27 protein-coding genes are annotated in these 26,105 nt (G+C 61.6%); 4 read left to right on the top strand and 23 right to left on the bottom strand.

From position 1 onward, the window contains the following. Positions 1–15 precede the first annotated feature (15 nt). The 21 genes from K3179_RS12255 to K3179_RS12355 form a co-directional block, all read right to left on the bottom strand. Entirely contained in the window at positions 16–1,671 is a 1,656-nt protein-coding gene (locus tag K3179_RS12255) for a ribonuclease J (protein ID WP_221565788.1), read from the bottom strand. Then, complete coding sequence (locus K3179_RS12260; protein WP_221565790.1) at positions 1,668–2,444, bottom strand: type III pantothenate kinase; 777 nt, start codon at positions 2,442–2,444, stop codon at positions 1,668–1,670. Before K3179_RS12260 ends, K3179_RS12255 begins: the two co-directional genes overlap by 4 nt. A 3-nt stretch (positions 2,445–2,447) precedes the next feature. After that, positions 2,448–3,170 (bottom strand): biotin--[acetyl-CoA-carboxylase] ligase, encoded by a 723-nt coding sequence (locus K3179_RS12265; RefSeq protein ID WP_221565793.1) that lies wholly within the window; start codon positions 3,168–3,170, stop codon positions 2,448–2,450. Further along, positions 3,167–4,621 carry an NADH-quinone oxidoreductase subunit NuoN gene (gene nuoN / locus K3179_RS12270; protein WP_221565795.1) on the bottom strand — a complete coding sequence of 485 codons (1,455 nt, stop codon included), beginning with the start codon at positions 4,619–4,621 and terminating at the stop codon, positions 3,167–3,169. The genes K3179_RS12265 and nuoN overlap by 4 nt, the downstream gene beginning before the upstream one ends. Beyond that, complete coding sequence (locus tag K3179_RS12275) at positions 4,621–6,165, bottom strand: NADH-quinone oxidoreductase subunit M (RefSeq protein ID WP_221565797.1); 1,545 nt, start codon at positions 6,163–6,165, stop codon at positions 4,621–4,623. The genes nuoN and K3179_RS12275 overlap by 1 nt, the downstream gene beginning before the upstream one ends. Further along, the gene (gene nuoL / locus K3179_RS12280) at positions 6,165–8,156 is read right to left on the bottom strand and encodes an NADH-quinone oxidoreductase subunit L (protein WP_221565799.1); all 1,992 of its coding nucleotides are present in this window, start codon (positions 8,154–8,156) and stop codon (positions 6,165–6,167) included. The genes K3179_RS12275 and nuoL overlap by 1 nt, the downstream gene beginning before the upstream one ends. A gap of 6 nt (positions 8,157–8,162) precedes the next feature. Beyond that, positions 8,163–8,468 (bottom strand): NADH-quinone oxidoreductase subunit NuoK, encoded by a 306-nt coding sequence (gene nuoK, locus K3179_RS12285; RefSeq protein ID WP_090479321.1) that lies wholly within the window; start codon positions 8,466–8,468, stop codon positions 8,163–8,165. After that, a complete protein-coding gene (locus tag K3179_RS12290; protein ID WP_221565801.1) occupies positions 8,465–9,085 on the bottom strand; it encodes an NADH-quinone oxidoreductase subunit J in 621 nt (206 codons plus the stop codon). Before K3179_RS12290 ends, nuoK begins: the two co-directional genes overlap by 4 nt. A 27-nt stretch (positions 9,086–9,112) precedes the next feature. Beyond that, positions 9,113–9,598, bottom strand: coding sequence for an NADH-quinone oxidoreductase subunit NuoI (nuoI, locus tag K3179_RS12295; RefSeq protein WP_090479327.1), 486 nt, complete (start codon positions 9,596–9,598; stop codon positions 9,113–9,115). Then, positions 9,595–10,656 (bottom strand): NADH-quinone oxidoreductase subunit NuoH, encoded by a 1,062-nt coding sequence (gene nuoH / locus K3179_RS12300; RefSeq protein WP_221565804.1) that lies wholly within the window; start codon positions 10,654–10,656, stop codon positions 9,595–9,597. The genes nuoI and nuoH overlap by 4 nt, the downstream gene beginning before the upstream one ends. Continuing rightward, positions 10,653–10,844, bottom strand: coding sequence for a hypothetical protein (locus K3179_RS12305; protein WP_221565807.1), 192 nt, complete (start codon positions 10,842–10,844; stop codon positions 10,653–10,655). The genes nuoH and K3179_RS12305 overlap by 4 nt, the downstream gene beginning before the upstream one ends. Next, a complete protein-coding gene (nuoG, locus tag K3179_RS12310; protein WP_221565810.1) occupies positions 10,841–12,829 on the bottom strand; it encodes an NADH-quinone oxidoreductase subunit NuoG in 1,989 nt (662 codons plus the stop codon). The genes K3179_RS12305 and nuoG overlap by 4 nt, the downstream gene beginning before the upstream one ends. Further along, a complete protein-coding gene (gene nuoF / locus K3179_RS12315) occupies positions 12,829–14,133 on the bottom strand; it encodes an NADH-quinone oxidoreductase subunit NuoF (RefSeq protein WP_090479338.1) in 1,305 nt (434 codons plus the stop codon). The genes nuoG and nuoF overlap by 1 nt, the downstream gene beginning before the upstream one ends. Next, entirely contained in the window at positions 14,133–14,276 is a 144-nt protein-coding gene (locus tag K3179_RS12320) for a hypothetical protein (protein ID WP_177201835.1), read from the bottom strand. Before K3179_RS12320 ends, nuoF begins: the two co-directional genes overlap by 1 nt. Next, complete coding sequence (locus K3179_RS12325) at positions 14,273–14,944, bottom strand: complex I 24 kDa subunit family protein (protein ID WP_221565812.1); 672 nt, start codon at positions 14,942–14,944, stop codon at positions 14,273–14,275. Before K3179_RS12325 ends, K3179_RS12320 begins: the two co-directional genes overlap by 4 nt. Positions 14,945–15,124: 180 nt before the next feature. Continuing rightward, the gene (locus tag K3179_RS12330) at positions 15,125–16,342 is read right to left on the bottom strand and encodes an NADH-quinone oxidoreductase subunit D (RefSeq protein ID WP_221565815.1); all 1,218 of its coding nucleotides are present in this window, start codon (positions 16,340–16,342) and stop codon (positions 15,125–15,127) included. Then, the gene (locus K3179_RS12335) at positions 16,339–16,869 is read right to left on the bottom strand and encodes a hypothetical protein (protein ID WP_221565818.1); all 531 of its coding nucleotides are present in this window, start codon (positions 16,867–16,869) and stop codon (positions 16,339–16,341) included. The genes K3179_RS12330 and K3179_RS12335 overlap by 4 nt, the downstream gene beginning before the upstream one ends. Continuing rightward, positions 16,869–17,717, bottom strand: a complete 849-nt coding sequence (locus tag K3179_RS12340) for an NADH-quinone oxidoreductase subunit C (RefSeq protein ID WP_221565821.1) — start codon at positions 17,715–17,717, stop codon at positions 16,869–16,871. Before K3179_RS12340 ends, K3179_RS12335 begins: the two co-directional genes overlap by 1 nt. 10 nt (positions 17,718–17,727) lie before the next feature. Next, on the bottom strand, positions 17,728–18,306 hold the full coding sequence (locus K3179_RS12345; protein ID WP_247713044.1) for a NuoB/complex I 20 kDa subunit family protein: 579 nt from the start codon (positions 18,304–18,306) through the stop codon (positions 17,728–17,730). 1 nt (position 18,307) lies between these two features. Further along, a complete protein-coding gene (gene ndhC / locus K3179_RS12350) occupies positions 18,308–18,682 on the bottom strand; it encodes an NADH-quinone oxidoreductase subunit A (RefSeq protein WP_090479351.1) in 375 nt (124 codons plus the stop codon). Between the two features lie 202 nt (positions 18,683–18,884). Next, the gene (locus K3179_RS12355; protein ID WP_221565824.1) at positions 18,885–20,315 is read right to left on the bottom strand and encodes a coniferyl aldehyde dehydrogenase; all 1,431 of its coding nucleotides are present in this window, start codon (positions 20,313–20,315) and stop codon (positions 18,885–18,887) included. Between the two features lie 89 nt (positions 20,316–20,404). Here K3179_RS12355 and K3179_RS12360 point away from each other — a divergent pair, with 89 nt between their 5' ends. Together K3179_RS12360 and K3179_RS12365 are read left to right on the top strand one after the other, a co-directional pair. Further along, positions 20,405–21,601, top strand: a complete 1,197-nt coding sequence (locus K3179_RS12360) for a thiolase family protein (protein ID WP_221565827.1) — start codon at positions 20,405–20,407, stop codon at positions 21,599–21,601. Next, entirely contained in the window at positions 21,582–21,983 is a 402-nt protein-coding gene (locus tag K3179_RS12365) for a hypothetical protein (RefSeq protein WP_221565830.1), read from the top strand. The genes K3179_RS12360 and K3179_RS12365 overlap by 20 nt, the downstream gene beginning before the upstream one ends. Here K3179_RS12365 and K3179_RS12370 read toward each other — a convergent pair whose 3' ends face one another. Beyond that, positions 21,984–22,454 carry an SH3 domain-containing protein gene (locus K3179_RS12370; RefSeq protein WP_221565832.1) on the bottom strand — a complete coding sequence of 157 codons (471 nt, stop codon included), beginning with the start codon at positions 22,452–22,454 and terminating at the stop codon, positions 21,984–21,986. It abuts the gene before it with no gap. Between the two features lie 83 nt (positions 22,455–22,537). Here K3179_RS12370 and K3179_RS12375 point away from each other — a divergent pair, with 83 nt between their 5' ends. Further along, positions 22,538–23,560, top strand: a complete 1,023-nt coding sequence (locus K3179_RS12375; RefSeq protein WP_221565834.1) for a 2-hydroxyacid dehydrogenase — start codon at positions 22,538–22,540, stop codon at positions 23,558–23,560. A 286-nt stretch (positions 23,561–23,846) separates the two neighbouring features. Continuing rightward, positions 23,847–24,275: a nuclear transport factor 2 family protein gene (locus K3179_RS12380; protein WP_221565836.1), complete on the top strand. Its 429-nt coding sequence runs from the start codon at positions 23,847–23,849 to the stop codon at positions 24,273–24,275. A 394-nt stretch (positions 24,276–24,669) separates the two neighbouring features. Here K3179_RS12380 and K3179_RS12385 read toward each other — a convergent pair whose 3' ends face one another. Next, on the bottom strand, positions 24,670–26,076 hold the full coding sequence (locus K3179_RS12385; RefSeq protein WP_221565839.1) for an NAD(P)H-dependent flavin oxidoreductase: 1,407 nt from the start codon (positions 26,074–26,076) through the stop codon (positions 24,670–24,672). Between the last annotated feature and the right edge of the window lie 29 nt (positions 26,077–26,105).

The following is a 26,105-nucleotide window of genomic DNA, read 5'->3' on the forward strand; positions in this document are numbered from 1 at the left end:
GGAGTTCCATCACGATTACCCCACGTTCTCTGGCAGGAGGACGCGCACTTGCGGACGCTTGCCCGACCAGCGCTGTGCGGCACGCCGGGCGGCAAGCCGCGCCGCCTCATGTACCGCCGAGGCGCTGCGGGCATCCTTGCCCTTGAGCTTGCCTATGGCCTGGCGGATATCGGCCAGCGCTTCTTCGGTGAAATCGTCGTAGTCCTCGTCGAGCGGCAAGCCGATACTGTCGATGCGCGGTGAAAGGTCGCTGTCGAGCGCGACGATGACCACACCTTCATGCATGATGCGCCGCCGCATCACGATTGCATCGCCATCGGCCGGAGCGATGATGTCGCCGTCGAGGACCAGGCGCCCTGCCCTCACCTTTGCTATGGTGCCCGGCGCACCGGGCGCAAGACGCACGATGTCGCCGTTCTGCTGGACCACGGCATCGGGAATGCCGTTTTCGCGGCCGAACCTCGCCTGCTCCTGCATGTGCCGCATTTCGCCATGAACGGGGACGAGAATCTCGGGGCGCAGCCAGCCATAGAGCGCTTCAAGCTCCGGACGGCCCGGGTGGCCCGATACGTGGATCATGCTCTGCCGGTCGGTGACCATCGTTACACCCTTTTCGGCAAGACGGTTCTGGACAGCCCCGATGGAGAGCTCGTTGCCCGGGATCTGGCGGCTGGAGAAAAGCACGACATCGCCCGGCACGAGTTCGAGCGGGTGATTGTCCTCGGAAATGCGGGAAAGGGCCGCCCGCGGCTCACCCTGCCCGCCGGTTGCCAGGATCATGACCTCGCCGCGCGGCAGGCCCATGGCGGTGTCGAAGTCTACCGGCTCCGGCAGGTCTTCGAGGTATCCGTTCTGCTGCGCTACTTCGATGATGCGGTCAAGCGATCGACCGGCCACACAAAGCTGCCGCCCGGTTTCGCGCGCGACGTTTCCGAGGGTCTGCAAACGGGCGACGTTGCTGGCGAAGGTCGTCACGAGAACGCGCTTGCCCTTGTGCTTCTGCACCTCCTCGAGAAGGCCCTTGTAGACCGCGCCTTCCGAACCGCTGGGCGATGGATTGAAGACATTGGTGCTGTCGCACACCAGCGCGAGCACGCCATCGTCGCCGATCTCGGTAAGCTCTTCGTCGGTCGCAGGCTCCCCGATGATGGGGTCATCGTCCAGCTTCCAGTCGCCGGTATGGAAAATCTTGCCATGCGGCGTGTCGATCAGGAGCGCATTGCCCTCCGCGATCGAGTGAGCCAGTGGGATGTAGGAAATTTCGAAGGGTCCGACCTGGAAACTTCCGTGGTCCTCTTCGATCTCGTGCAGCTCGATTTCATCAAGCAGTCCCGCTTCCTCGAGCTTGCGCCGCACCAGTTCCATCGTGAACGGCGTCGCATAGATCGGCACGCCCAGGTCGGCTGCGAAATACGGCACAGCGCCGATGTGATCTTCATGCGCATGCGTGAGAACGATAGCTTCAAGCTGCTTTGTCCGCTCCTCGATGAATTCGAGGTCGGCAAAGACAAGGTCCACCCCGGGATACTCGCCGCCCGAGAAAGTCATGCCCAGATCGACCATCAACCACTTGCCGTTGCAGCCGTAGAGGTTGACGTTCATCCCGATCTCGCCTGAGCCACCAAGCGCAAGAAAAAGCAGTTCGTCTTCGGGGGTAAAATTCTTTTTCAAGTGGATGCCCTTTCAGCCAGCATGGCGAGACCATCCAAGGTGAGATCGCTATCCACCTCGTCGAACAGGTCGGTAATTTCGTCGAACAGAAGAGCCAGTCCGCCAGTTGCGACCACTTTGGCCGGTCGGCCGATCTGGCCGCGCATACGGTCTACAAGACCCTCTATAAGGGCTACATAGCCCCAGAACACGCCTATCAGCATCTGGTCTTCCGTGTTGCGCCCGATCACGTTTTCGTCGTCGGGTTTCCTGATCGCGATACGTGGCAGTTTCGCCGTATTTCCCACCAGCGCATCGAGCGAAAGATTGATCCCGGGCGCGATGATCCCGCCCTTGTATGCCCCCGTGAAGTCGACGGCATCGATGGTTGTGGCGGTGCCGAAGTCTATCACGATCAAGTCGCCTTCGTACTTGGCATGCGCCGCAATCGTATTGAGGGCGCGGTCCGCACCGAGCGTACGCGGATCGTCGACATCGATCGCTATGCCCCACTCCGCAGCATCCTGCCCCGCAATAAGTGGATCGATCCCGAAGTATTTTTGAGCCAGGACGGTGAGGTTATGGATCGAGCGCGGCACGACGGATCCGATAATGATCCGGTCGATATCCTCGCGGGCGTGCCCCTGAAGCTCGAGCAGGCGAAGCAGCCAGACGGCATACTCGTCGCCAGTCCGCCGCGGGTCGGTGGCGATGCGCCAGCGAGCCTTGATTTCTCGCCCCTCGAAAAGCGCGAAGACGACATTCGTATTTCCGACATCGGCTGCAAGCAGCATGGATCAGCTCTCCTCTCGTGCCAACATCACGTCTCCGGCGTGGATGACCTTCACTTCGCCATCAGGCAACCGCAATTGCAATGCTCCGCTGTCGTCCAGCCCGGCAAACGCACCGTGAAGCGGGTCCTCGCCCGGTGGCTGAACGCGTAGCTGCGTCCCTTGGGGGTGCGCGGCGAGCTCCCAGCGCCGGATCAATGGTGGCAGGCCGAAAGTACGCCAACGCTCGAGTTCGGTGTCCAGTTGCCTTGCAAGCAAACTCGCGAACTGGTCACGGCCGGGAGCGGGTCCCAGAGCCGACAGGGCGATGGTCTCGCGGTCTGGTAGGTCGGGCGCCTTGTTGAGGTTCACACCAATCCCGACAACGATCGCTTCACCCTCTCGCTCCAAAAGGATGCCGGCAAGCTTGGCGCCTCGCAGGAGCAGGTCATTGGGCCATTTCAGGGCGAGAGCGCCGGGCTCACTGGTCATCGCGACGACGGTTTCATAGACCGCCAGGCCTGCCACAAGTGCAAGGCTTGCCGGTGAAGGATCGCGCGCGCGTACCTCTACGACGGTCGAGCCCATGAAGTTTCCCGAACCGTCGAACCATGTCCGGCCCTGGCGCCCCTTCCCTGCCAGCTGGCTGTCGGCCACGAGCCAATTGCCTTCACTCACGCGCTCGCCTCGACGAATGCGTTCCAGCAGATCCGCATTGGTCGAACCAGTTTCGGCTAGATACTCGATCAAGCTGCGAAGAACAGGGCCTGGGCGGCAGCGTCAGCCACCGCACCCAGCCATGGCGTAAGCAGGTAACCGAGCGGGGAGATGACCAGCACGCTAAGGCCCAGGACCACCCAGTGCGGTAACGGAGCCTTGGCCGGTGCGTCGCCTTTCGGCTCGTCGAAGAACATGACCTTGACGAACTTGATGTAGTAGAACGCGCCGATGACGCTGGCAGCGATACCGATGGCGGCCAGCGCGATCATGTCGGCCTGCACTGCGGCCTGGAAGACCACGAACTTGCCCCAGAAACCGAACAGCGGCGGGATGCCCGCAAGGCTGAACATCAGGGCAAGCAGGCACCACGCAAGCGCGGGGCTGCTGGTCGAGAGGCCGGAGATATCGTCGAAGGTCGCAAGCGCCTCACCCTTCTCGGTACGCAGCATGAGCAGGGCAACGAAGCTGCCGATGGTCATGAACACATAGATCGAAAGGTAGACGAGCACGCCGGAAATCCCGGCCGGTGTCGCCGCGGCAAGGCCGATAAGGATGAAGCCGACGTTATTGATCGAGGAATATGCCAGCAAGCGCTTGAGGTTCTGCTGCCCGATGGCGCCGAGAGCACCGACAACGATCGAAGCAAGGGCCGCGAAGATGACGATCTGCTGCCACGCTTCTGCTTGGCCTCCGAACGGGACGGCTGCCATGCGGACGAGCATGGCGACCGCAGCGACCTTGGGTGCGCTGGCGAAGAATGCGGTGACCGGTGTCGGAGCGCCTTCGTAGACGTCCGGCGTCCACATGTGGAATGGAACTGCCGCGACCTTGAAGGCGAGGCCGGCAAGCACGAACACGACGCCGAAAAGCGCGCCGGTCGAGAAGTCCGCATCGAATGCAGCCCTCACTCCGTCATAGCTCGTCGTACCGGAGAAACCGTAAACGAGGCTGACGCCGTAGAGGATGATACCCGAGGCGAGACCACCAAGGATGAAGTACTTCAAACCTGCTTCGCTGGACTTGTCGTCACGCCGCGCGAAGCTTGCGAGGACGTAGGACGAGAGGCTCGAGAGCTCGAGACCGATATACAGCGTCATCAGGTCGACTGCGGACACCATGATGCCCATGCCGACGGCATTGAACAGCATCAGTACGGCGAATTCACCGCGGAACTGGCCACGATCCTCGAAATAGCGAGGTGCGACGATCAGGCAGGCGATGGTCGCGATGTAGACGAGCGACTTTGCGAAGATGCTAAAAGCATCGACTTCCAGAAGGCCGCCGAATACGACAGCCCCCGCGCCGTCATTGGCGAGCGAGAGATTGAAGATCAGGGCTCCGAAAAGCGCCGTCACGGCAGCAATCGTGATCGCGCGGGCCGAAGAACGGCTCGTCCAGGCGGTGGCGAGCAAGAGGACCAGGCCAGCAATCGACAGCCCGATTTCCGCACCCGTCAGGTAGAGCGAGTTAGCGTAGGACATCAGTGCTCTCCCTCCGATCCGTGCTCTGCGGCGATATAATTCGCAGCGTGTTCGTCAGGCGTGCCTACCGTCAGTGCGCTGTCATATTCGGGCGCGACGCTGGCGAGGCGGGCTTCGAGGGTGGCAATGTCCTGGCGCATCGGGGCAAGGAAACTTTCCGGATAGACGCCCATCCACAGCACGGCGGCGGCGATAGGTGCGAGCATGGCCCATTCGCGGGCATTGAGATCGGGCATGCGGGCAGCGTCGGCATTGACCTGCTCGCCGAATGCCACGCGGCGATAGAGATAGAGCATGTAGGCAGCACCAAGGATGATGCCGGTGGTGCACACCAGCGTCACGAAGGTCGAAACCTTGTAGATGCCTGCAAGGGCGAGGAATTCGCCGACGAAGTTGCTGGTGCCCGGCAGGCCGATCGAGGCCATGGTGAACAGCAGGAAGAAGAGCGCGTACTTCGGCATGTTGATCGACAGGCCGCCGTAGCGGGCGATCTCACGGGTGTGTAGACGGTCGTAGATCACACCGACACACAGGAACAGCGCGCCGGATACGAGGCCGTGGCCGAGCATGACCATCATTGCGCCCTCCAGTCCCTGCACGTTGAATGCGAAGAGGCCGACGGTCACGATCGCCATGTGGGCGACAGAGGAATAGGCGATGAGCTTTTTCATGTCCTCCTGCACCAGCGCGACGAGCGAGGTATAGATCACGGCGATCATGGACAGCGCAAAGACCAGCCAGGCAAGATCAGCACTGGCATCGGGGAACATCGGCAGGCTGAAGCGGATGAAACCATAGCCACCGAGCTTCAAGAGAACACCGGCGAGGATGACAGAACCCGCCGTCGGTGCCTGCACGTGGGCGTCCGGGAGCCATGTATGAACCGGCCACATCGGCATTTTGACCGCGAAGCTGGCGAAGAACGCCAGCCACAACCACAGCTGCGCATCGACCGGGAAGTCGTACTGCATCAGCGTGGGAATGTCGGTCGTGCCCGCCTCGTTCACCATCCACAGCATGGCGATCAGCATCAGAACCGAACCGAGCAGCGTGTAGAGGAAGAACTTATACGAGGCGTAGATGCGGTTATCGCCGCCCCAGACACCGATGATCAGGTACATCGGGATGAGGCCGGCCTCGAAGAAAATGTAGAACAGGAACAGGTCCTGCGCGGCGAACACGCCGATCATCAGCACTTCCATCAGCAGGAAGGCCGCCATGTACTCACCCACGCGCTTGGTGATCGAATCCCAGCTGGCGAGGATGCAGATCGGCATCAGGAATACCGACAGCATGATCAGCATCAGCGCGATGCCGTCGATGCCGAGGGCATAGCTGAAGCCGGCGAACAATTCGGCACGTTCGACGAACTGCCACTGCGCGCCGCCGATATCGTAATTGAGCCACAGCAGGATGCCGAGCGCGAGATTGAACAGCGTCGCGAACAGCGCGACCATCCGCGCGCTGCCGGCATTCAGGAACAGGCAGGCGATGGCCGCAACCAGCGGCACGGCGAGCATGAGCGAAAGGATGGGGAACTCCATCAGAACAGCACCCAGGTGACGGCGGCGACAAGCCCGAGGAGCATCACCAGCGCATAGCTATACAAATATCCGGTCTGGAACTTCTTGGCGCCGACGGCACCCTTCTCGACCACCCAGGCCACGCCGTTGGGGCCGAAGCGGTCGATCGTGCCGATATCGCCCAGCTTCCAGAACTGGCGGCCCAGCCAGAAGGCAGGCACCACGAAGAGGTAGTGATAGAGCTCGTCGAAGTACCACTTGTTGTAGAGCAAGCGGTAGATCGGGCCGAGCTGTTCGGCTGCCTTGCCGGGTATCGAGGTATCCTTGATGTAGGCAAGCCAGGCGACAAACAGTCCGATGATCATCACGAAGAAAGCAGCGTATTTCACGGGCCATGGAACCGCATGCATCGCGTGGATGAGGTTCGGGTTGTAATAGATGGAATCTGCCCAGAAACCCGCGCTGTCGAGGAACGTCTCGGCAAAGAATTGACCAGCCAACACCGCACCCACCGACAAAACGCCGAGCGGGATGAGCATCGAGAGCGGGCTCTCGTGCGGGTGATAGCCACCCGTAGTATCTTCACCGGCTTCTTCGGGCGTTTTGTGGACGCTGTGCTGGATGTGCTCGCTCTCGATCCAGCGCGGCTTGCCCCAGAAGGTAAGGAACATCAGGCGCCAGCTGTAGAAGCTGGTCAGTAGCGCTGCGAAAACGCCCATCCAGAAAGCGAAGCTCGCCATCTCCGTGCCGCGCGCAAACGCGACTTCGATGATGGCATCCTTGGACCAGAAACCAGCAAACCCGAGGTGCAGATCGTAGATACCGACACCGGTAATTGCCAGCGTACCAGCCATCATGGCCCAGAAGGTCAGCGGGATGTGCTTACGCAGGCCGCCGTAATACTTCATGTCCTGCTCGTGATGCATCGCGTGGATGACCGAGCCCGCACCAAGGAACAGCAGCGCCTTGAAGAAAGCGTGCGTGAAGAGGTGGAACATGGCCGCGCCATAGGCGCCCACGCCTGCGGCAAAGAACATGTAGCCAAGCTGCGAACAGGTCGAATAGGCGATGACGCGCTTGATGTCCCACTGCGTCGTGCCGACGGTCGCCGCAAAGATACAGGTAGCGGCACCTACGAAAGTCACCATCGCAAGCGCGATCGGCGCGGTCTCGAACATCGGCGACAGACGGCAAACCATGAAGACACCGGCGGTAACCATGGTCGCGGCATGGATCAGCGCGGAGACGGGCGTCGGACCTTCCATTGCGTCCGGCAGCCAGGTGTGGAGGCCCAGCTGAGCAGACTTACCCATCGCACCGATGAACAGGAGGATGCAGAGCACATCCATCGTGTGGACGCGAAGGCCCAGGAAGCCGATCGTCGCCCCGCTCATGCCGGGGGCCGCTTCGAGGATTTCGGGGATCGATACCGTGCCGAATACCCAGAAGGTACCGAAAATCCCCATCATGAAGCCAAGGTCGCCGACACGGTTGACCACGAAGGCCTTGATAGCGGCGGCATTCGCGCTCGGCTTCTTGAACCAGAAACCGATCAGCAGGTAGCTGGCGAGGCCCACCCCTTCCCATCCGAAGAACATCTGGACGAGATTATCGGCAGTCACCAGCATGAGCATGGCGAAGGTGAACAGCGAGAGATAGGCGAAGAAGCGCGGCTGGTCCGGGTCTTCTTCCATATAGCCCCAGCTATACAGGTGAACCAGCGCGGAGACCGTCGTAATCACCACCAGCATGACCGCGGTGAGCGTGTCGACGCGCAGCGCCCAATCGAAGCTGAGCGCACCCGACTGGATCCAAGTGAGGACCGGGACGACTGTCGCTTCGGCATTACCCGACCAGAACGACAGGAAGATCGGCCAGCTCAGCGCGCAGGAGACAAACAGCCCGCCCGTGGTGATGCTCTTGGCGAACACGCTCGGCGCGCTTTTGTTGACCAGTCCCGCGACAATCGACGCGACCAGCGGCAGGAATACGATGACGAGGATCGATTGCACGGTTGCTTACCCCTTCATCCGGTTCGCATCGTCGACCGCAATCGTGCCGCGGCCACGGAAATAGATCATCAGGATCGCCAGACCGATGGCGGCTTCGGCAGCGGCAACGGTAAGGATGAACATGGCGAAGACCTGCCCGACCAGATCGCCGAGAAAGGCGCTGAATGCGACCATGTTGATGTTCACTGCGAGCAGGATCAGTTCGATCGCCATCAGGATGACGATGATATTCTTGCGATTGAGGAAGATCCCCAGGACGCCAAGCACGAACAGGATCGTGCTGACGACGACATAGTGTTCGATGCCGATCACAGCTCGACTCCCTTGCCCACTTCGGGCTGTTTCATGACGGTTGCCTCGTCGGGATTGCGGCGGACCTGCTTGCCGATGTCCTGCTGGCCGCGCTTCGACTTGGAAGGACGGTGGGTCAGGACGATCGCGCCGATCATCGCGACAAGCAGGATGATGCCGGCGATTTCGAACAGGAACACATATTTGGTGTAGAGTAGCGCACCGATGGCCGCCGTATTGCTTTCGGCCACGACCGATGCATCGCCAGCAGGCGGCGTACCGAGGTTGATCGCGCCCACGTTATAGGCGCCGATGCCCAGCACCAGCTCAGCCAGCAGGATCAGGGCCACGACAATCCCCAGCGGGAAATTGCGGATGAAGCCCGCACGCATGGCCGCCACGTCAATGTCGAGCATCATGACCACGAACAGGAACAGCACGGCGACTGCCCCGACGTAGACGATGACCAGCAGCATCGCGATGAACTCGGCGCCGACCAGGACCATGAGGCCGGCGGCGTTGAAGAAGGCGAGGATGAGCCACAGTACGGAATGCACCGGATTGCGGGCCGTGATTACCATCACGGCCGATGCAATCATGATGATCGCGAACATGTAAAAGGCGATAGTCTGGATCATGTTGCCCCGGTTACGGTTGCGGCGCGGTTAGCGATAGGGTGCGTCGGCTTCAAGGTTCGCGGCGATGGCCCGCTCCCACTTGTCACCATTCGCGAGCAGCTTGGCCTTGTCGTAAAGCAGCTCCTCGCGGGTTTCGGTTGCGTATTCGAAGTTCGGACCTTCGACGACGGCATCGACCGGGCAGGCTTCCTGGCAGAAACCGCAGTAGATGCACTTGGTCATGTCGATGTCATAGCGCGTGGTACGGCGGCTGCCGTCTTCGCGCGGTTCGGCCTCGATCGTGATGGCCTGCGCCGGGCAGACCGCTTCGCACAGCTTGCAGGCGATGCAGCGCTCCTCCCCGTTAGGATAGCGGCGCAGAGCATGCTCGCCGCGGAAACGCGGGCTTAGCGGGTTCTTCTCGAACGGATAGTTGATCGTGACCTTGGGCTTGAAGAAGTACTTCAGCGTGAGGGCGTGCGCCTTCACGAACTCCCACAAGGTGAACGACTTGATCAGATGGGCGACGCTCATGCGGCGGCTCCGAAGTGACCGGTCGCCATCAGGTAACCGGAAATGACGAGGACGAAAACGAGGCTCAGCGGCAGAAACACCTTCCAGCCCAAGCGCATCAGTTGGTCGTAGCGATAGCGCGGGACGGTCGCCATGACCCAGCTGAACATGAAGAAGAAGAAGAATGCCTTCAGCAGCAGCCAGACGATGCCGGGGATGTCGAACCACGGAATGAGGTCGATATCGAGCGGCGGCAGCCAGCCACCGAAGAACAGCAGCGCGTTGAGAATGCACATCAGCAGGATGTTCGCATACTCACCGAGCCAGAAGAGCGCGAAGCTCATCGAGCTGTATTCGGTCTGGTAACCGGCGACGAGTTCCGATTCCGCCTCGGTAAGGTCGAACGGGACACGCTGCGTTTCCGCGAGGCAGGAGATGAAGAACATCACCCAGATCGGGAAAATCAGGGGGTGGACGACATAGGCGTTCACGATGCCGAGGCCGAAGCCTTCCTGCGCCCGCACAATGTCGTTGAGGTTGAAGGTGCCTGCGAACAGGACGACGCAGACGAGGATGAAGCCGATCGAGACTTCATAGCTGATCATCTGCGCCGAAGCGCGCATGGCCGAGAAGAATGGATACTTCGAGTTCGAAGCCCAACCCGCCATGATGATGCCGTAAACCGACAGCGAACTTACCGCGAGGATGTAGAGCAGTCCGACATTGATATCGGCCAGCACCATGCCCGCATCGAAGGGGATGACCGCCCAAGCCGCCAACGCGACGGTGAATGTCACGATAGGCGCGAGCAGGAAGATGCCCTTGTTCGCCGCACTTGGAATGATGGTTTCCTGGAGGAAGACCTTCAGACCGTCCGCAAAGCTCTGCAACAGGCCGAATGGCCCGACCACATTGGGGCCGCGGCGCAGGTTGATCGCCGCCCAGACCTTGCGGTCGACGTAGATGATCATGGCCACTGCCAGCATCAGCGGCAGCGCGATGAGCAGGATGCCGGCGATGGTGGCTACGCCCCACGCCCATTCATAACTCATCCCGAGGGATTGGAAGAACTCGGTCATTTGCGACCTTCCATGTGAATATCGAACCGCACAAGGGCAGCGGCGGCGACCAGTAACCAGCTGCCGTAAAAGACATTATCGATCACCGGACCGCCGGAAGCGATCGTCGCGGCAACAGCAGCAACGAAAAACAGGATCAGGAAGTGCGGCGTGAAACGCGCCACTACGCGAGTGAAAGGATCGCTCATTCTGCCGCCTCCGCAAGCTGGCCGCCATGCAGGAGTTCGCTGGAGCAGCGCTGCATCACTTCGCTGGCACGCGCGATGGGGTTGGTGAGGTAGAAATCCTTGATCGGGTAGGCACTCATGGTGCCTTCCGCCTTTGCCTTGGCGTCGGCCTTGGGAAGCGAGCCATAATCGGCCAGGCCTTCTTCGCCGAGAGCCGGGACTTCGGCGATCATCGCGGACTGCAGCTGAGCGAAGTTGTCGAAACCGACTTCCACCTTGAGGGCATCGGCAAGCGCGCGCAGGATCGTCCAGTCCTCGCGTGCGTCACCCGGTGCGAAGACGGCCTTCTCGGCAAACTGCACACGGCCTTCGGTGTTGACGTAGGTCCCATCCTTTTCGGCATAGCTCGCTGCCGGAAGGATGATGTCGGCCGAATGCGCGCCCTTGTCGCCATGGTGTCCGATGTAGACCTTCAGCGTATCGGCGAACGGCTCGTAATCCATTTCGTCAGCGCCGAGGCTGATGAGGACCTTGGGCTTGGCCTTCACGATGTCCGCCATGCCGCCCTTCTGCGCGAAGCCGAGCATCAGGCCGCCCATGCGCGCGGCGGAGAAATGCAGGACGTTGAAGTCCGCACCCCAATCGCTGGCGAGCGCCATTGCCTTGCCATGCGCACCCTTGAGCGCACCGCCGCCGACAATGACCGCGCTACGTTCTGCGTCCTTGAATGCCTCTGCAACGTCCTTCGGCAGCTTGTTGAGAACGCCAAGGTCTTCACCAAGGAATTCAGCGGGATAAGTCGTGTCCCAATAAGGTCCGACGACGTAAACCTTCGCGCCGCGCTTCACGGCCTTGCGAATACGAACGTTGACCAACGGGGCTTCCCACCGGATGTGGCTGCCGACGATCAGGATTGCACCGGCGTGCTCCAGCCCTTCGAAAGTCGAATTGAAATTGACCGCCGCAAGGTTCGACACGTCGTAATCCATGCCGGTCTGGCGACCTTCGATCAGCTTCGAACCGCATGCTTTCAGCAGCGACTTGGCGGCAAACATGGTTTCGCAATCGACCATGTCACCGGCCACGGCAGCAATGGACTTGCCCGGCTTGGCCTTGGCGATGGCCTTGAAAGCCTCGTCCCAGGTAGCGGGCTGCAACTTGCCCCGCTTGCGCATGAAGACCTTGTCTAGGCGGCGCTTGGATAGACCGTCGACCATGTAGCGGCCCTTGTCGGACAGCCATTCCTCGTTGACCGCATCATTGACGCGCGGAAGGGCCCGCATGACCTCGCGGCCGCGGCTGTCGAGGCGGATATTCGCGCCGACCGCATCGGAAACGTCGATGCTGAGCGTCTTCTTGAGCTCCCACGGACGCGCTTCGAACGCGTAGGGGCGCGACGTGAGCGCGCCGACCGGGCAGAGGTCGATCACGTTGGCGGACAGCTCATGCTCGGCCGCCTGCTCGAGATAGGTCGTAATCTCCATGTCCTCGCCGCGACCGACCGCACCGATTTCGTCCACGCCAGCGATTTCCTCGCTGAAGCGCACGCAGCGGGTGCAGTGGATGCAGCGGGTCATGACCGTCTTGATCAGCGGGCCCATGTATTTCTCGGTGACGGCGCGCTTGTTTTCTTCGTAGCGCGTCGCGCCGCGGCCGTACGCGACCGACTGGTCCTGCAGGTCGCATTCACCGCCCTGGTCGCAGATCGGGCAATCGAGCGGGTGATTGATGAGCAGGAACTCCATCACGCCTTCGCGCGCGGTCTTCACCATCTCGCTATCGGTGCGGATTTCCTGGCCTTCGGTGGCCGGGAGCGCGCAGCTTGCCTGCGGCTTGGGCGGTCCGGGCTTCACTTCGACGAGGCACATGCGGCAGTTGCCGGCAATGCTCAGCCGCTCGTGATAGCAGAAACGCGGGATTTCCTTGCCCGCAAGCTCGCACGCCTGAAGGACGGTTGCGCCTTCGGGGACTTCGAGTTCCTGTCCGTCTACTGTGACCTTGGGCATTATTCAGCTGCTTCCAGAGTATCAGGGGCAAACTTTGCGTTGTGTTCTTCGATCCGGCGCTCGAGCTCGGGGCGGAAGTGGCGAATGAGGCCCTGGATCGGCCAGGCCGCCGCATCGCCGAGCGCGCAGATGGTGTGGCCTTCGACCTGCTTGGTGACCTGCTGCAGCATATCGATTTCCTCGATCGCCGCGTCGCCAGTGCGCAGGCGCTCCATCATGCGCCACATCCAGCCCGTGCCCTCGCGGCAAGGTGTGCACTGGCCGCAGCTCTCGTGCTTGTAGAAATAGCTCAAGCGGGAAATCGCGCGGACGATGTCGGTCGACTTGTCCATCACGATGACGCCGGCCGTGCCGAGGCCCGAGCCGAGGTCCTTCAGACCGTCGAAATCCATCGGCGCGTCCCAGATCTGCTCTGCCGGGACCAGCGGAACCGACGAACCGCCCGGGATCACGGCGAGGAGGTTGTCCTTGCCGCCGATGATGCCGCCGCAATGCTTCTCGATCAGCTCGCTGAACGGGATGGAGAGCGCCTCCTCGACCACGCAGGGCTTGTTCACATGGCCGCTGATCTGGAAGAGCTTGGTGCCCTTGTTGTTCTCGCGGCCGAAGCTTGCGAACCAGCTCGCGCCGCGACGCAGGATGGTCGGGACGACGGCGATCGATTCCACGTTGTTGACCGTGGTCGGACAACCATAGAGGCCCGCGCCTGCCGGGAATGGCGGCTTGAGGCGGGGCTGGCCCTTCTTGCCTTCAAGGCTCTCGATCATCGCGGTTTCTTCGCCGCAGATGTAGGCGCCCGCACCGCGGTGCAAGAAAACGTCGAAATCATAACCCGACTTCGAAGCGTTCTTGCCAATCAGGCCCGCGTCATAGGCCTCGTCGATGGCAGCCTGAAGCGTCTCGGCCTCGCGGATGTATTCGCCGCGAATGTAGATATAGGCCGCCCTCGCCCGCATGGCGTAACCAGCGACCAATGCACCTTCGATCAGCTTGTGCGGATCGTGGCGGATTATCTCGCGGTCCTTGCAGGAACCGGGTTCGGATTCGTCGGCGTTGATGACGAGGAAGCTGGGACGTCCGTCCTTCGATTCCTTCGGCATGAACGACCATTTGAGGCCGGTCGGGAAGCCTGCACCACCGCGCCCGCGAAGGCCCGAGGCCTTTACTTCCTCGATGATATTGTCATGCCCGCGCGCGATCAGAGACTTGGTATCATCCCAGTCGCCGCGCTGCTGCGCCGCCTTGAGGCCCCAATCCTGGAAGCCGTAGAGGTTGGTAAAGATGCGATCCTTGTCGGCGAGCATCAGGCGAGACCTCCGAATACGAAAATGGCAGCCGCGATCAGGATCACGACCAGGGCAATCGTCTTCACGACGCCCTTGAATACCTTCCAAGCGACCACGATCGCGACCAGCGCGAGGATGATGGTGAGCCAGTCGGCGCTCATGACCATTCACTCCGGTAATCGTGGTTTTCGTCGACCATCGCTTCGAGCGAGCTCAGCGCATTGGCCGGTTCGCTGGTGTGACGCCCCGGCTCCTGCGTGCCAGCCTTGGGCTGCTCGCCCTTGGCCAGCGCGTCGAGGATGGTGTCGAGGCGTTCGGGCGTGAGGTCTTCGTAATTGTCGTCGTTGATCTGGACCATCGGCGCGGTGGCGCAATTGCCCATGCATTCGACTTCAGTGAGCGTCCAGAGGCCATCTTCCGACACGTGGCCCTTCTTCATGCCGCGCTTCTTGCAGGTTTCGAACAGGCCGTCCGAACCGCGCAGCATGCAGGGCGTCGTGCCGCAGACCTGCACGTGGTACTTACCCACCGGCTTCATGTTGTACATGAAGTAGAAGCTGGCGACTTCGAGCACTCGGATGACCGGCATGTCGAGATAGTCGGCGACATATTCGATCACCGGCAGCGGCAGCCAGCCCTGCGTGTTCGTTTCCTCACCGACCTGACGCTGGGCAAGGTCGAGAAGCGGCATCACGGCAGAGCGCTGACGCCCCTCGGGATAGCGCGCAATCGCCTTGTCCGCGCGTGCACGGTAGCTTTCGTTGAACTCGAAAGCACCCCAGCGTTCGCGCAGCTCGGGAGTATCGGGTGCGGGGGAACGGTCAGCCATTTTGTTTAGCCAATCGGTGTTGAGCGAAAAAACGGATGAGGGTCACGAGTCCGATTGCGATGCAAACCGCTATCGTGGGCTGCATCATTTCTCGGTAGCCCAGGGCGGAAAGTGTGAGGAGCGTAAGCCCAACTCCAACAAGGATTTGCGTCAACGATAACAAAGAAAACACGAAGCTTCTCACCGGTCACACTCCCCGAACACGACGTCGATGGCGCCGAGGATGGCGGTGGCATCGGGCAGCATGTGGCCCTTGCTCATGAAATCCATTGCTTGCAGGTGGCTGAAGGCCGTCGGGCGGATCTTGCAGCGATAGGGTTTGTTCGAGCCGTCGCTGACGAGGTAGACGCCGAATTCGCCCTTGGGGCTTTCGGTGGCGACATAGACTTCGCCGGCGGGCACGTGGAAGCCCTCGGTATAGAGCTTGAAGTGGTGGATCAGCGCTTCCATCGACTGCTTCATTTCGGCGCGCTTGGGCGGCGAAACCTTGCGGTCGTTGCTGGCGATGGGGCCGGTCGGCATATCGCGCAGGCACTGCTTGATGATCTTCGCGCTTTCGTAAACTTCCTTCACGCGCACCACGAAGCGGTCGTAGCAGTCAGAATTGGTGCCGACGGGAATGTCGAACTCCATCCGGTCATAGACGTCGTAAGGCTGCGACTTGCGCAAATCCCACGGGATACCCGCGGCGCGGATCATCGGGCCGGAGAAGCCCCAGGCCAGCGCGTCTTCCTTGCTCACAACGGCGATATCGACGTTGCGCTGCTTGAAGATGCGGTTGTCGAGCACGAGGCTCATCGCATCGCCGAACAGTTCGGGCAGGCGCGTGTCGATCCATTCCCCGATGTCGACGAGCAGCTTTTCCGGCACGTCCTGATGGACACCGCCCGGGCGCAGGTAGGCGTGGTGCATGCGCGCGCCGCTCATGCGCTCGAAAAAGTTCATGCAGTCTTCGCGCAGTTCGAACACCCACAGGTTCGGCGTCATCGCGCCGACGTCCATGACGTGCGCGCCGATGTTGAGCATGTGGTTGCAGATGCGGGTCAGCTCGGCGAACAGCACGCGGATGTACTGTGCACGCTCGGGCACCTCGACATTCAGCAGCTTCTCGATCGCGAGGACGTAGCTGTATTCCTGCGCCAGCGGCGAACAGTAGTCGAGCCGGTCGAAATACGGCAGCGCCTGCAGGTAGGTCTTGTGCTCGATCAGCTTCTCGGTGCCGCGGTGCAGCAGGCCGACGTGCGGGTCGATGCGTTCGATGATCTCGCCGTCGAGCTCCATGACCATGCGCAGCACGCCGTGGGCCGCAGGGTGCTGTGGCCCGAAGTTGATCGTGTAATTGGTGATCGTCTCGTCACCGGTGGTCGGCGATTCTTCGAGTTGGAAACCGGTACTCATGCGCAAATCCACTTGCCGGAGTAGGTGGCGGTGCTGCCGTCGGCAGCGCTGACGGTGAGGTTGGCGGGACGCGAAGCCGCATCGCCAGCCTGCGGTGCAACCTGAACGGTCACGCCCTCACCCGAGAAAGTGGCGCCCGCCTTGATCGTGTTTAGACCGCCGGGCGGTGTATCGAGCAGCGTCAGGCCGCCTCCCACACGGATCACGGCCTTGCCCGGCAAAGTCGGTTCCTTGAGCGCGCTTGCCATGACGAGTTCGCGATTGCCGTCCATGAAGGTGCAGCCGCCATCGCGCGGACCCATATCGACATTGGCGATATCGCGAAGCTGTTCGAGCTGCGTGACATTGGCACCTACCGGTGGGGCTTCTGCAGCGACATTTGGCGCAGAGGCATCGACAGGCGCAGTCGCACCCTGCTCTCCGCCGTTGATACGGCTGGCAAAGTCATCCGCACTCTCTTGCGGCGCAGGCTCGGACGAGCATGCCACCAGCGCAAGCGCGGTAAAAGGAAGGAAGACCGAGCGCATCAATCGGCGCCCTTCTTCGGCTTGGTGGCCTTGGCGGTATCGGTCGTCTTGCCGACCCGCTTCTTGCGCTTCGGCTGATCTTCCGTCGGTTCCGGCGGCGGTGCATCCGGTCCACCGTCCTTTTCGGCCGGCGCGTCCGCGCTGACCTTCTCGGCGGCCTTTTCATCGGCCTTCGCACCGGCACCCGTCTGCTTGGGGCTTTCGGTGGTCTTGGGATCGTCGATCGGCGGCATATCCGCCTTTTCGTCGCCCGGAAGGACGTAATCCGCGCCTTCCCACGGGCTCATGAAGTCGAACTGGCGCAGGTCCTGTGCCAGCTTCACGGGTTCGTAGACGACGCGTTTTTCGTCTTCGGAATACCGCAGCTCGACATAGCCAGTGAGCGGGAAATCCTTGCGGAAGGGGTGACCTTCGAAGCCGTAGTCGGTCAGGATGCGGCGCAGGTCGGTGTTTCCGTCGAACAGCACGCCGTACATGTCGAACACTTCGCGCTCGAGCCAGCCCGCATTGGGCCAGAGCGTGGTCACAGTCGGAACCGGCGTATCTTCCGATGCGCGGCACTTGACCATGATGCGATTGTTGGTGGTCACCGAAAGAAGCATGTAGACCACTTCGAACCGTTCATCACGGCTCGGGTAATCGACACCGGCGATTTCCATCAGCTGCTGGTATTCGAAATCGTCGCGCAGGGTGCGCAGCACGGTCTCGATGCTGCCACGCTGGACGTGGAAGAGCAGTTCGCCATGCTCTTCATGAGCCTCGACGAGATGATCGCCGAGGGCAGACGAAATGCTGCCCTTGAGTCCGTCGATCAGTGTGAAGCGGGGTGCGGAATGAAGCGTTGCCATGTCTTCGCCCTTACCTCTGGATCGTGCCGACGCGGCGGATCTTACGCTGCAGCTGCATCACGCCGTAAAGCAGCGCCTCGGCGGTCGGAGGGCAGCCAGGCACATAGATGTCGACCGGCACAATACGATCGCAGCCGCGAACTACGCTGTAGCTATAGTGATAGTAACCGCCGCCATTGGCGCAGCTGCCCATCGAGATAACGTATTTCGGTTCCGACATCTGGTCGTAAACCTTGCGCAGCGCAGGCGCCATCTTGTTGCAGAGCGTGCCTGCGACAATCATCACATCGGACTGACGGGGCGATGCGCGCGGAGCGACGCCAAAACGTTCCATATCGTAACGCGGCATGTTCACGTGGATCATCTCGACCGCGCAGCATGCGAGGCCGAAAGTCATCCACCACAGCGAACCCGTACGCGCCCACTGGAACAGGTCCTCGGTGCTGGTGACGAGGAAACCCTTGTCGTTCACTTCCGTCTGAAGCGCGTTGAAATAGTCTTGGTCGGGCTGGCGCACGTCACCCGGCTGAGCCGTCGGCTGCAGCAGGGCGTCGCGCCCGTGCGGGCTGGAGGTAATTTGCTGGCTCATATCAGTCCCAATCCAGTGCGCCCATCTTCCATTCGTAAGCGAGGCCGATCGCCAGAATGAGAAGGAAAATCACCATCGATATCCAGCCCGTCCATCCGGTGATGTCGAGGCTGACAGCCCACGGGAACAGGAACGAGGCCTCGAGGTCGAACAGCAGGAACGAGATCGCCACCAGATAGAAGCGAACGTCGAACTGGCTGCGGGCATCGTCGAATGCGGGAAATCCGCACTCGTATTCGCTGAGCTTCTCCGCATCGGGCGCGTGCGCGCCGGTAAGGCGGGATACGCCCATCGGCAGAAACACGAAGGCAGTCGACAGGACGACTGCGATGAAGAGGAAGATCAGGATCGGTAGATATTGTTCGAGGTCGACCACGAATGATTCCTAAGCGGGGCTTGGTTCGGGCACGCCTCTAGGCCCCTCGCGTGACAGGTGCAAGGGTGCGAAAGGCGCAATTCCCGTAAGCATGGTTGCAACGGATGCACATAGCCCCTGTTGCGGACAAGGGTCCGGGCGCAGAGCTATCGTCCGGCGCACCGACGGCCGACAGGGCCAGCGGTCCACCGGAACGCGCCGATCACTTCATCATCTTGTCGATCGCCTTGCGTGTGGCATCGCCATATGGCGGCTTGAAACCGGCCAGCTTGGCAACGTCGATCTTCGGCTGCGTGTAGACGCTGCGAGCATGGCTGAATTCGCGGAAGCCCTCGATACCGTGATAGCTTCCCATGCCGGAGGGACCGACCCCGCCGAATGGCAGATCGTCCATCGAAACGTGGAAGATCACGTCGTTGACCGTGACGCCGCCGCTTATCGTCTTCGTCAGGACCTTCGACTGCTCGTCGGAATCCTGCCCGAAATAATAAAGGCCCAGCGGACGGTCGCGCTCGTTCACATATTCGATCGCCTCGTCCATGTGGCGATAGGTCTTCACCGGCAGGACCGGCCCGAAGATTTCCTCCTGCATCGCTTTCATGTCCTCGGTCACGTTCTTGAGGATCGTCAGAGGCATCTTGCGGCTGTTGGTGTTCGAGAAATCCTCATTACCCGGATTGACCTCGATCACCTCGGCGCCCTTGTCGCGCGCGTCGGCGACTAAGCCCTGCAGGCGGTCGAAGTGGCGGTCGGTGACGACACTGGCATAATCCTCGTTGTCGAGCAGCGTGGGATACATGTTCGCCGTGCCCTGCCAGACCCCGTGGATCGCCTCGTCCTGCTTGCTTTCTGGAACGTAGAGATAATCCGGCGCCAGGCAGATCTGGCCGGCATTCATCATCTTGCCCATCGCGATGCGTTCGCCAGCTTTTGCGAAATCGGCGCTCTCGCCCATGAACACGGGGCTCTTGCCACCCAGTTCGAGGGTAACCGGGACCAGGTTCTTGGAGGCCGCCTCCATGACCTTGCGGCCGGTTGCGGTCGAACCGGTAAAGACAAGGTGGTCGAACGGCATTTCGGAGAAGGCTGCCGCGATTTCCGGGCCGCCGGTGAAAACGGCGCATTCATCCTCGGTGAAATATTCCTCGACCAGTTCCTTCATCATCAAGCTGGTCTTCTCGGTGAACTCGCTCGGCTTGATCATCGCCCGGTTTCCGGCTGCGAAAATCTGCATCACCGGTCCGAAAGTCAGGTTGACCGGGAAATTCCACGGGCTGAGGATGCCGACCACCCCCTTGGGTTCGTAGCGCACCTCGGCCTTGGCCCCGAGCAGGCCGAGCGGGAATTGCACGTGGCGCTTGTCGGGCTTTGCCCAGCCATCCATGCGTTTCAGGCAGTATTTGCCGAAATTGATGGTGCCGACGATGTCGGTCATCATCGACTGCTGCGGCGAGCGATTGCCGAAGTCTGCGCTCATGACCTTACACAGGTCGTCGGCGTGATCTTTCAGCAACTTGATCGATCGCTCGATACGATCCTTGCGCAACGCCATGGGCTCGGGCCGCATCTGGTGATGGGCCGCGCGCTGCTTGCGAAGGACTTCCTCCATCCGGTTCAGTCGCTCATCAGCCATGATATTCTCCCTTGGTCTGTGTTGCGCCGCAGCGACGCCTATCCTATCTCGGCGACAAGATATTCCAGAACCAGAGGACCAGCACAAGCATGACCCAGTTCAGCGCAAACGATCCCGTCGTAATTCTTTCCTACGCCCGCACCCCGATGGGCGGCATGCAGGGCGCCCTTGCCGACGTATCCGCAACCGATCTCGGAGCGACGGCAGTCAAGGCAGCCGTAGAACGTTCGGGCGTCGCAGCCGACAAGTTCGACCGGACCTACATGGGCTGCGTCCTTCCCGCAGGTCTTGGGCAGGCCCCTGCCCGCCAGGCCTCGATCAAGGCGGGTCTTCCCAAATCCGTACAGGCAACCACCGTCAACAAAGTCTGCGGCAGCGGCATGCAGACGGTCATCATGGGCGCCGAAGCGCTCGCCAGCGGCACGGTGGACTACGTCGTCGCAGGCGGCATGGAGAGCATGACCAATGCGCCTTATCTCCTCAAGAAGCACCGCTCGGGCGCGCGCCTCGGCCATGACACGACCTATGACCACATGTTCCTCGACGGGCTCGAAGATGCCTATGAGGAAGGCCGCGCGATGGGTACCTTCGCGCAGGACACTGCCAACGATTACCAGCTGACCCGCGAGCAGATGGACGAATATTCCATCGAATCGCTCCGCCGCGCCAATGCAGCTATCGACGGCGGCGCCTTTGCCGACGAAGTGGTCCCCGTCACTTTCTCCACCCGCAAGGGCGAAGTCACCGTCGAACACGACGAACAGCCCGGCAAGGGCCGCCCCGACAAGATCCCGCAGTTGCGCCCTGCCTTCGCGAAGGACGGTACGATCACCGCCGCGACGTCCTCTTCCATCTCGGACGGTGCAGCCGCCGTGGTCCTGACCCGCGAGAGCGTGGCCTCGGCTAACGGCCAGACTCCGGTCGCCAAGATCGTCGCGATGGCCGCCCATGCGCAGGAGCCTTCCGAATTCACGGTCGCTCCGGTCGGCGCGATCAACAAGGTTCTCGAAAAGGCCGGGTGGTCGGCCGACGATGTCGACCTGTGGGAAGTGAACGAAGCCTTCGCCTGCGTTGCGATGTTCGCCATGCGCGACATCGGCATCCCGCACGACAAGATCAACGTCAATGGCGGCGGCACGGCACTCGGCCACCCCATCGGTGCGAGCGGCACGCGGATCATCGTGACCTTGCTCAATGCGCTGAAGCAGCAGGGCAAGAAGCGCGGCGTCGCATCGCTGTGCATCGGCGGCGGCGAGGCGACTGCCGTTGCGGTCGAACTGGCCTGAAGTGACGCTCGATAGCGGACGGGATCGCAGGAGGGGCCGACGCGCCTCCTGCCTTCCGGTCGCTGCCGTGCTCCTGCTTGCAGCGTGCAATCAAGAGCGGAGCGAGCCCGAGCCAGCGCAGCAACCTCCCTCTCCCGAGCAGATCGCGGGGACCTATGAGGCGACCCTGGCCGATGGCTCAACCATCCGGCACGCCCTGAATGCCGATGGCACCTACCTCGACACGGACGCGGACGGAAACCCGGTCGAGAGCGGTAGCTGGCGGCTGGAGGGAACGCAGCTTTGCTATGACCCCGAAGGAAGCGAACCGGAAGCCTGCTACGATCAGGGCGCTGCGAAATCGGTGACGCGGATCGAAGCCGAGCCCCGAACCGCCGAGTAATCAGGGCTCGCCCGCACCCCAGAGCCGGGCTTGCTCGATATATCCCGCCCGGTTCCCCACGGCGAACTCGCACCAGCCTTCGTCGCAATCGCCCAGCGTTCCGACAACGCCCGGCTCGACCCGCCATTTGACCGCGCCGCCGGTTTCCGGATCGGCAAGAATGGCCCCCTCGCCCTCGCCCACGACGATCGCGGACCTTTCGGGCTTCAGCAGGCGCGAGACGACCCATCCACGCACTCCGTCGGGATCCTCGATCAGGCGCCATCCTTCCATGATGCGCAGGACTTTTACCGGCAGGCCTTGCCGCCGGTAGACCCACGCGATCTTGTAGTCCGCACTTGGCCCCACCCTCATATTGAGTTCGGTGGCGCGGATGCTCGCCCAGTAGGGGACATCGCGATCCTGCGCAGAGGCGGGCGACGCGAAGGCCACCATGGAGACAAGCAGGATAAGAAGCGACGCTCGCGACATGGCGATAGCTGTAGAATGGCGAGGGTTTTGCTTCAAGCATCGCTTGACCGTTTCCCGCACGTAAGCGTAGCGATGTGAACAACATGAGCGAGCACGACACTTCATTCGACCGACCGGAAAAACGCCTGGACAGGACGCCCCGGGTCACGGTGACGCGCCATCTCGCCAAAGCGGTGGAACAGCGCATGTCCGAACTGTTCGATGCGCGCCTCAACACCGATGATCACCCGATGGACCGCGATGCGCTCGTCTCGGCCATGCAGGACTGCGACGTGCTGGTTCCCACCGTCACCGACCGGATCGATTCCGCAATGATCGAGGCTGCGGGAAGCGACCTCGGCCTCATCGCGAATTTCGGTGCCGGGACCGAACATATCGATCTCAAGGCGGCGGCGAAAAAAGGCATCTTCGTCACCAACACACCCGGCGTGTTCACCGACGATACGGCCGACCTGACCCTGGCCGGGATCATCGGCGTACCGCGGCGCATCCGCGAGGGTGTGGAGCTTATCCGGAGCGGCAAGTGGACCGGATGGGCACCCACTGCCATGCTCGGCCGCAAGCTGGGCGGAAAGACTCTCGGCATCGTCGGAATGGGACGGATCGGCCAGGCCGTGGCGCACAGGGCACGGGCGTTCGGGCTGGAGGTCATCTATCACAATCGCAAGCGTCTCCCCGAAGCGGTCGAGCGCATGTTCGGCGCCCGCTATGTCGAAAGCCTCGACGAGCTGGTGGCCGAAGCGGACATCCTCACCCTGCACTGCCCCGCCGATGCCGAAAACCGCCACATGATCGACGCGCGCAGGCTGAGCCTGATGAAGGAGGGTGCGAGCCTCATCAACACCGCGCGCGGCGACCTCGTCGATTACGAGGCGCTGATCGCCGCGTTGGAGAGCGGCCAGCTCGCCGGCGCAGGTCTCGACGTCTATCCCGACGAACCCAATGTGGATGAGCGGCTGATCCGGCACCCCAATGTCATGACCCTGCCCCACATCGGCAGCGCAACGCGCGAAGGCCGCGAGGAATCGGGCATCAAGGTGATCGCCAATATCCGCATGTGGGCCGACGGCCACCGTCCACCCGACCAGGTGCTGAGCGGGTTCTGACACCGAAGGTGACGAAGGCGACAGTGTGTCGCCTTCCGATTTGCCTGGTAAGCCACTCGATTCCCTAAGCTTTTCTTCACCGGCGGTAGGGTGACACCTCGCCCGCTGCAATTGTGCCGCACGGATATCCTCAGACACCGTAAAGCTGCCGGGAAAATGCTCAGGGTTGCGGCAAGGCATCCCGGTAGACCGAGCACAAATCGGACGAGTAGGAAAAGGGTTGCTGCACACCCGCTTCGAACAGCGGCATTGCATTGTCGGTCAGGGCCTCTAATCGCTTGTCGACATGGATGAATTTTCAAGTCAGATCGAAGCGCTCGAACACCAGTGGATGCGCGCCTGGGCCCAACGCGACCGCAACGTGATGAAGGCGCTCGCGTCGAAGGACTTCATCTTCCTGCTCGGATCGAACAGCCCCGCGATCCTCGACCGCGCAAGCTGGCTGGAGGCGGCGACAACGCGCTTTCGCTGCAACGGCTATCGTTTCGACGAAGTCTACGTCCGCCGCCATGGCAACATCGCGGTTTTCGCCACCCGCATGAGGCTCGACGCGACGATGGGCGACCATGACTGGTCGGGCGAAACATGGCTCATGGACCTGTGGCAGAAGGGCAAGGTGCGCCGCAAATGGCGGATCGTCGAACGCACCATCTCGCGGCCCGATACGGACGGCAAGATGCCCGATGCCATAAGGTCGATGCAGCTCTGGCGCTAAGGCTCAAAGGGTGGCGGAACCGCAGTCTTTCGAGATTAAATTCGAGAGTTCGGTTTCAAATCTCTGCAACTCGGAATGCGTGACACTCGCGTCGATCGACACGCTGTTGCAGTCAATCTCTTCAGCCAGCCAAATCTGCATTCTCAAGTGACCTAGCTCGTCCCTTGGTTCTAGACGAATTTTCAACAAGCCGTCGAAGGCTTGAAATTGAACTGCGTCCGAGATCGGAAACCTGCGGAGTTCTTCGGCTAGTTTACTGAGCTCCAGCGGCGACCGGTTCCGGAAACGTGTTTCACCGCGGAATGAACCAGTATCGACAATTACCCGACACCGGTCATCGTCGAAACCGTCGTCGACCGGGGGATCGAATGAAATCCGTAGTGCCACAAGAGCCTCAGTCCCCCGTCAAAATCCGTTCGACCAGTTCCTTCACCGTGGGGGTGAAGTTGTTCGAATAGAACGGATCCTGCTTGAAACGGTAGGCAGCGTGACCCGCGAAGGCGAGGTTCTCGTCCGGATCTCCGCCATGGGCGATGTCCTGCAGGGTTTTCTGGATGCAGAAGCTGCGGGGGTCGGCGAGGCGGCCGGTCGTGTGGTTGTCGTGATCCTTCCAGCTCGAGAACTGGCAGTGCGACAGGCAGCCCATGCAGCCCTGCTGGTCGGCACGGATCTGCTCCGCGCTTTCGGGCGTCACGAAGACGACGGTGTCATCCGGGGTCTTGAGCGCTTCGGTAAAGCCTTCGTGCATCCACGCCTGCGCCTTGCGCTGGTCGCCGGGGTGGACGAAATAGTACTTCGCCTTGCCGTGATCCGACAGCGGGATCGTGCCCTCTTCCTCGTCGCGCTTGAAGATCGGTATCTGGCGCTCCGAACGGTGCATGAGATCGTAGAGGAAGGGCGTTTTCACCGCGCTCGAATAGAAACCGGTCGGGCTGAACTTGTGCAGCAGGACGTCGCCCGGCTCGACCGTGCGTAGCATGTCCTTCCAGACCTGCGGGATCGGGCTTTCTTCGGTCAGCAGCGGGCGCGTGCCGAACTGGAAGGCGATCTTGCCCAGTTCCGGATTGTCGATCCAGTCGTTCCATTCGCGCAGGAACCAGACGCCGCCCGCCATGACGATTGCCGTATCTTCGGAGACACCTTCCGCGCGCATCGTTTCGCGCAGTGCCTTCACGCGCGGATAGGGGTCTTCCGGCTTGGTCGGGTCTTCCGCATTGGAGAGGCCATTGTGGCCGCCGGCCAGCCACGGATCCTCGTAAACCACGGCGGCGAGCAGGTCAGGAACCTTGGAATAGCTGCGCTTCCACAAGGCGCGGAACGCCCGGGCGGAAGAGACGATCGGCAGGTAGTGGACGTTATAGCGCTGGGCGATCTCGGCCAGCTTGTAGGGCATGCCTGCGCCGCAGGTGACGCCGGTGATCTTGTCGGCGCAATTTTCCAGCACGCCTTCGAGCACCTGCTGCGCCCCGCCCTGTTCCCACAGGACGTTGATGTTGATCGCGCCGCGGCCTTCGGAAATCTCGTAAGCGCGGTTCACCTGCTCGGTCGCCCCGTCGATGGCGTAGCGCACAAGCTGTTCGAAGCGCTCCACACGGGTTGCCTGCGGATAGACCTGCGGGATCGGGTTGCCGTCCTCGTCATAGCTGTCCGCATTCACGGCGCTGACCGTACCAATGCCCCCGGCTGCCGCCCAGGCCCCGGAGCTTGCGTGGTTGGTCGCGGAGACGCCCTTGCCGCCTTCGATAAGCGGCCACACTTCGCGTCCACCATAGACGATCGGGCTAAGACCCTTGAAACTCATGCAATCCTCTTTCCCTGATTGGGCACTTT

This window comes from Qipengyuania intermedia (assembly GCF_019711615.1).
GTDB classification, from domain to species: domain Bacteria; phylum Pseudomonadota; class Alphaproteobacteria; order Sphingomonadales; family Sphingomonadaceae; genus Qipengyuania; species Qipengyuania intermedia.

Bases quoted from the DNA above. Each gene is read 5' to 3' on its own strand.
- K3179_RS12260 (WP_221565790.1), bottom strand. From the start codon at position 2,444: ATGCTGCTTGCAGCCGATGTCGGAAATACGAATGTCGTCTTCGCGCTT.
- nuoN (WP_221565795.1), bottom strand. From the start codon at position 4,621: ATGTCCTACGCTAACTCGCTCTACCTGACGGGTGCGGAAATCGGGCTG.
- K3179_RS12385 (WP_221565839.1), bottom strand. From the start codon at position 26,076: ATGAGTTTCAAGGGTCTTAGCCCGATCGTCTATGGTGGACGCGAAGTG.
- K3179_RS12335 (WP_221565818.1), bottom strand. From the start codon at position 16,869: ATGCGCTCGGTCTTCCTTCCTTTTACCGCGCTTGCGCTGGTGGCATGC.
- nuoH (WP_221565804.1), bottom strand. From the start codon at position 10,656: ATGACCGAGTTCTTCCAATCCCTCGGGATGAGTTATGAATGGGCGTGG.
- K3179_RS12370 (WP_221565832.1), bottom strand. From the start codon at position 22,454: ATGTCGCGAGCGTCGCTTCTTATCCTGCTTGTCTCCATGGTGGCCTTC.
- K3179_RS12290 (WP_221565801.1), bottom strand. From the start codon at position 9,085: ATGATCCAGACTATCGCCTTTTACATGTTCGCGATCATCATGATTGCA.
- K3179_RS12345 (WP_247713044.1), bottom strand. From the start codon at position 18,306: ATGAGCCAGCAAATTACCTCCAGCCCGCACGGGCGCGACGCCCTGCTG.
- K3179_RS12320 (WP_177201835.1), bottom strand. From the start codon at position 14,276: ATGAGCGCCGACTGGCTCACCATCATCCTCGCGCTGGTCGCGATCGTG.
- K3179_RS12330 (WP_221565815.1), bottom strand. From the start codon at position 16,342: ATGAGTACCGGTTTCCAACTCGAAGAATCGCCGACCACCGGTGACGAG.
- K3179_RS12305 (WP_221565807.1), bottom strand. From the start codon at position 10,844: ATGAGCGATCCTTTCACTCGCGTAGTGGCGCGTTTCACGCCGCACTTC.
- K3179_RS12380 (WP_221565836.1), top strand. From the start codon at position 23,847: ATGGATGAATTTTCAAGTCAGATCGAAGCGCTCGAACACCAGTGGATG.
- K3179_RS12360 (WP_221565827.1), top strand. From the start codon at position 20,405: ATGACCCAGTTCAGCGCAAACGATCCCGTCGTAATTCTTTCCTACGCC.
- K3179_RS12275 (WP_221565797.1), bottom strand. From the start codon at position 6,165: ATGGAGTTCCCCATCCTTTCGCTCATGCTCGCCGTGCCGCTGGTTGCG.
- K3179_RS12355 (WP_221565824.1), bottom strand. From the start codon at position 20,315: ATGGCTGATGAGCGACTGAACCGGATGGAGGAAGTCCTTCGCAAGCAG.
- K3179_RS12375 (WP_221565834.1), top strand. From the start codon at position 22,538: ATGAGCGAGCACGACACTTCATTCGACCGACCGGAAAAACGCCTGGAC.
- K3179_RS12325 (WP_221565812.1), bottom strand. From the start codon at position 14,944: ATGGCTGACCGTTCCCCCGCACCCGATACTCCCGAGCTGCGCGAACGC.
- K3179_RS12340 (WP_221565821.1), bottom strand. From the start codon at position 17,717: ATGGCAACGCTTCATTCCGCACCCCGCTTCACACTGATCGACGGACTC.
- nuoG (WP_221565810.1), bottom strand. From the start codon at position 12,829: ATGCCCAAGGTCACAGTAGACGGACAGGAACTCGAAGTCCCCGAAGGC.
- nuoF (WP_090479338.1), bottom strand. From the start codon at position 14,133: ATGCTCGCCGACAAGGATCGCATCTTTACCAACCTCTACGGCTTCCAG.
- nuoI (WP_090479327.1), bottom strand. From the start codon at position 9,598: ATGAGCGTCGCCCATCTGATCAAGTCGTTCACCTTGTGGGAGTTCGTG.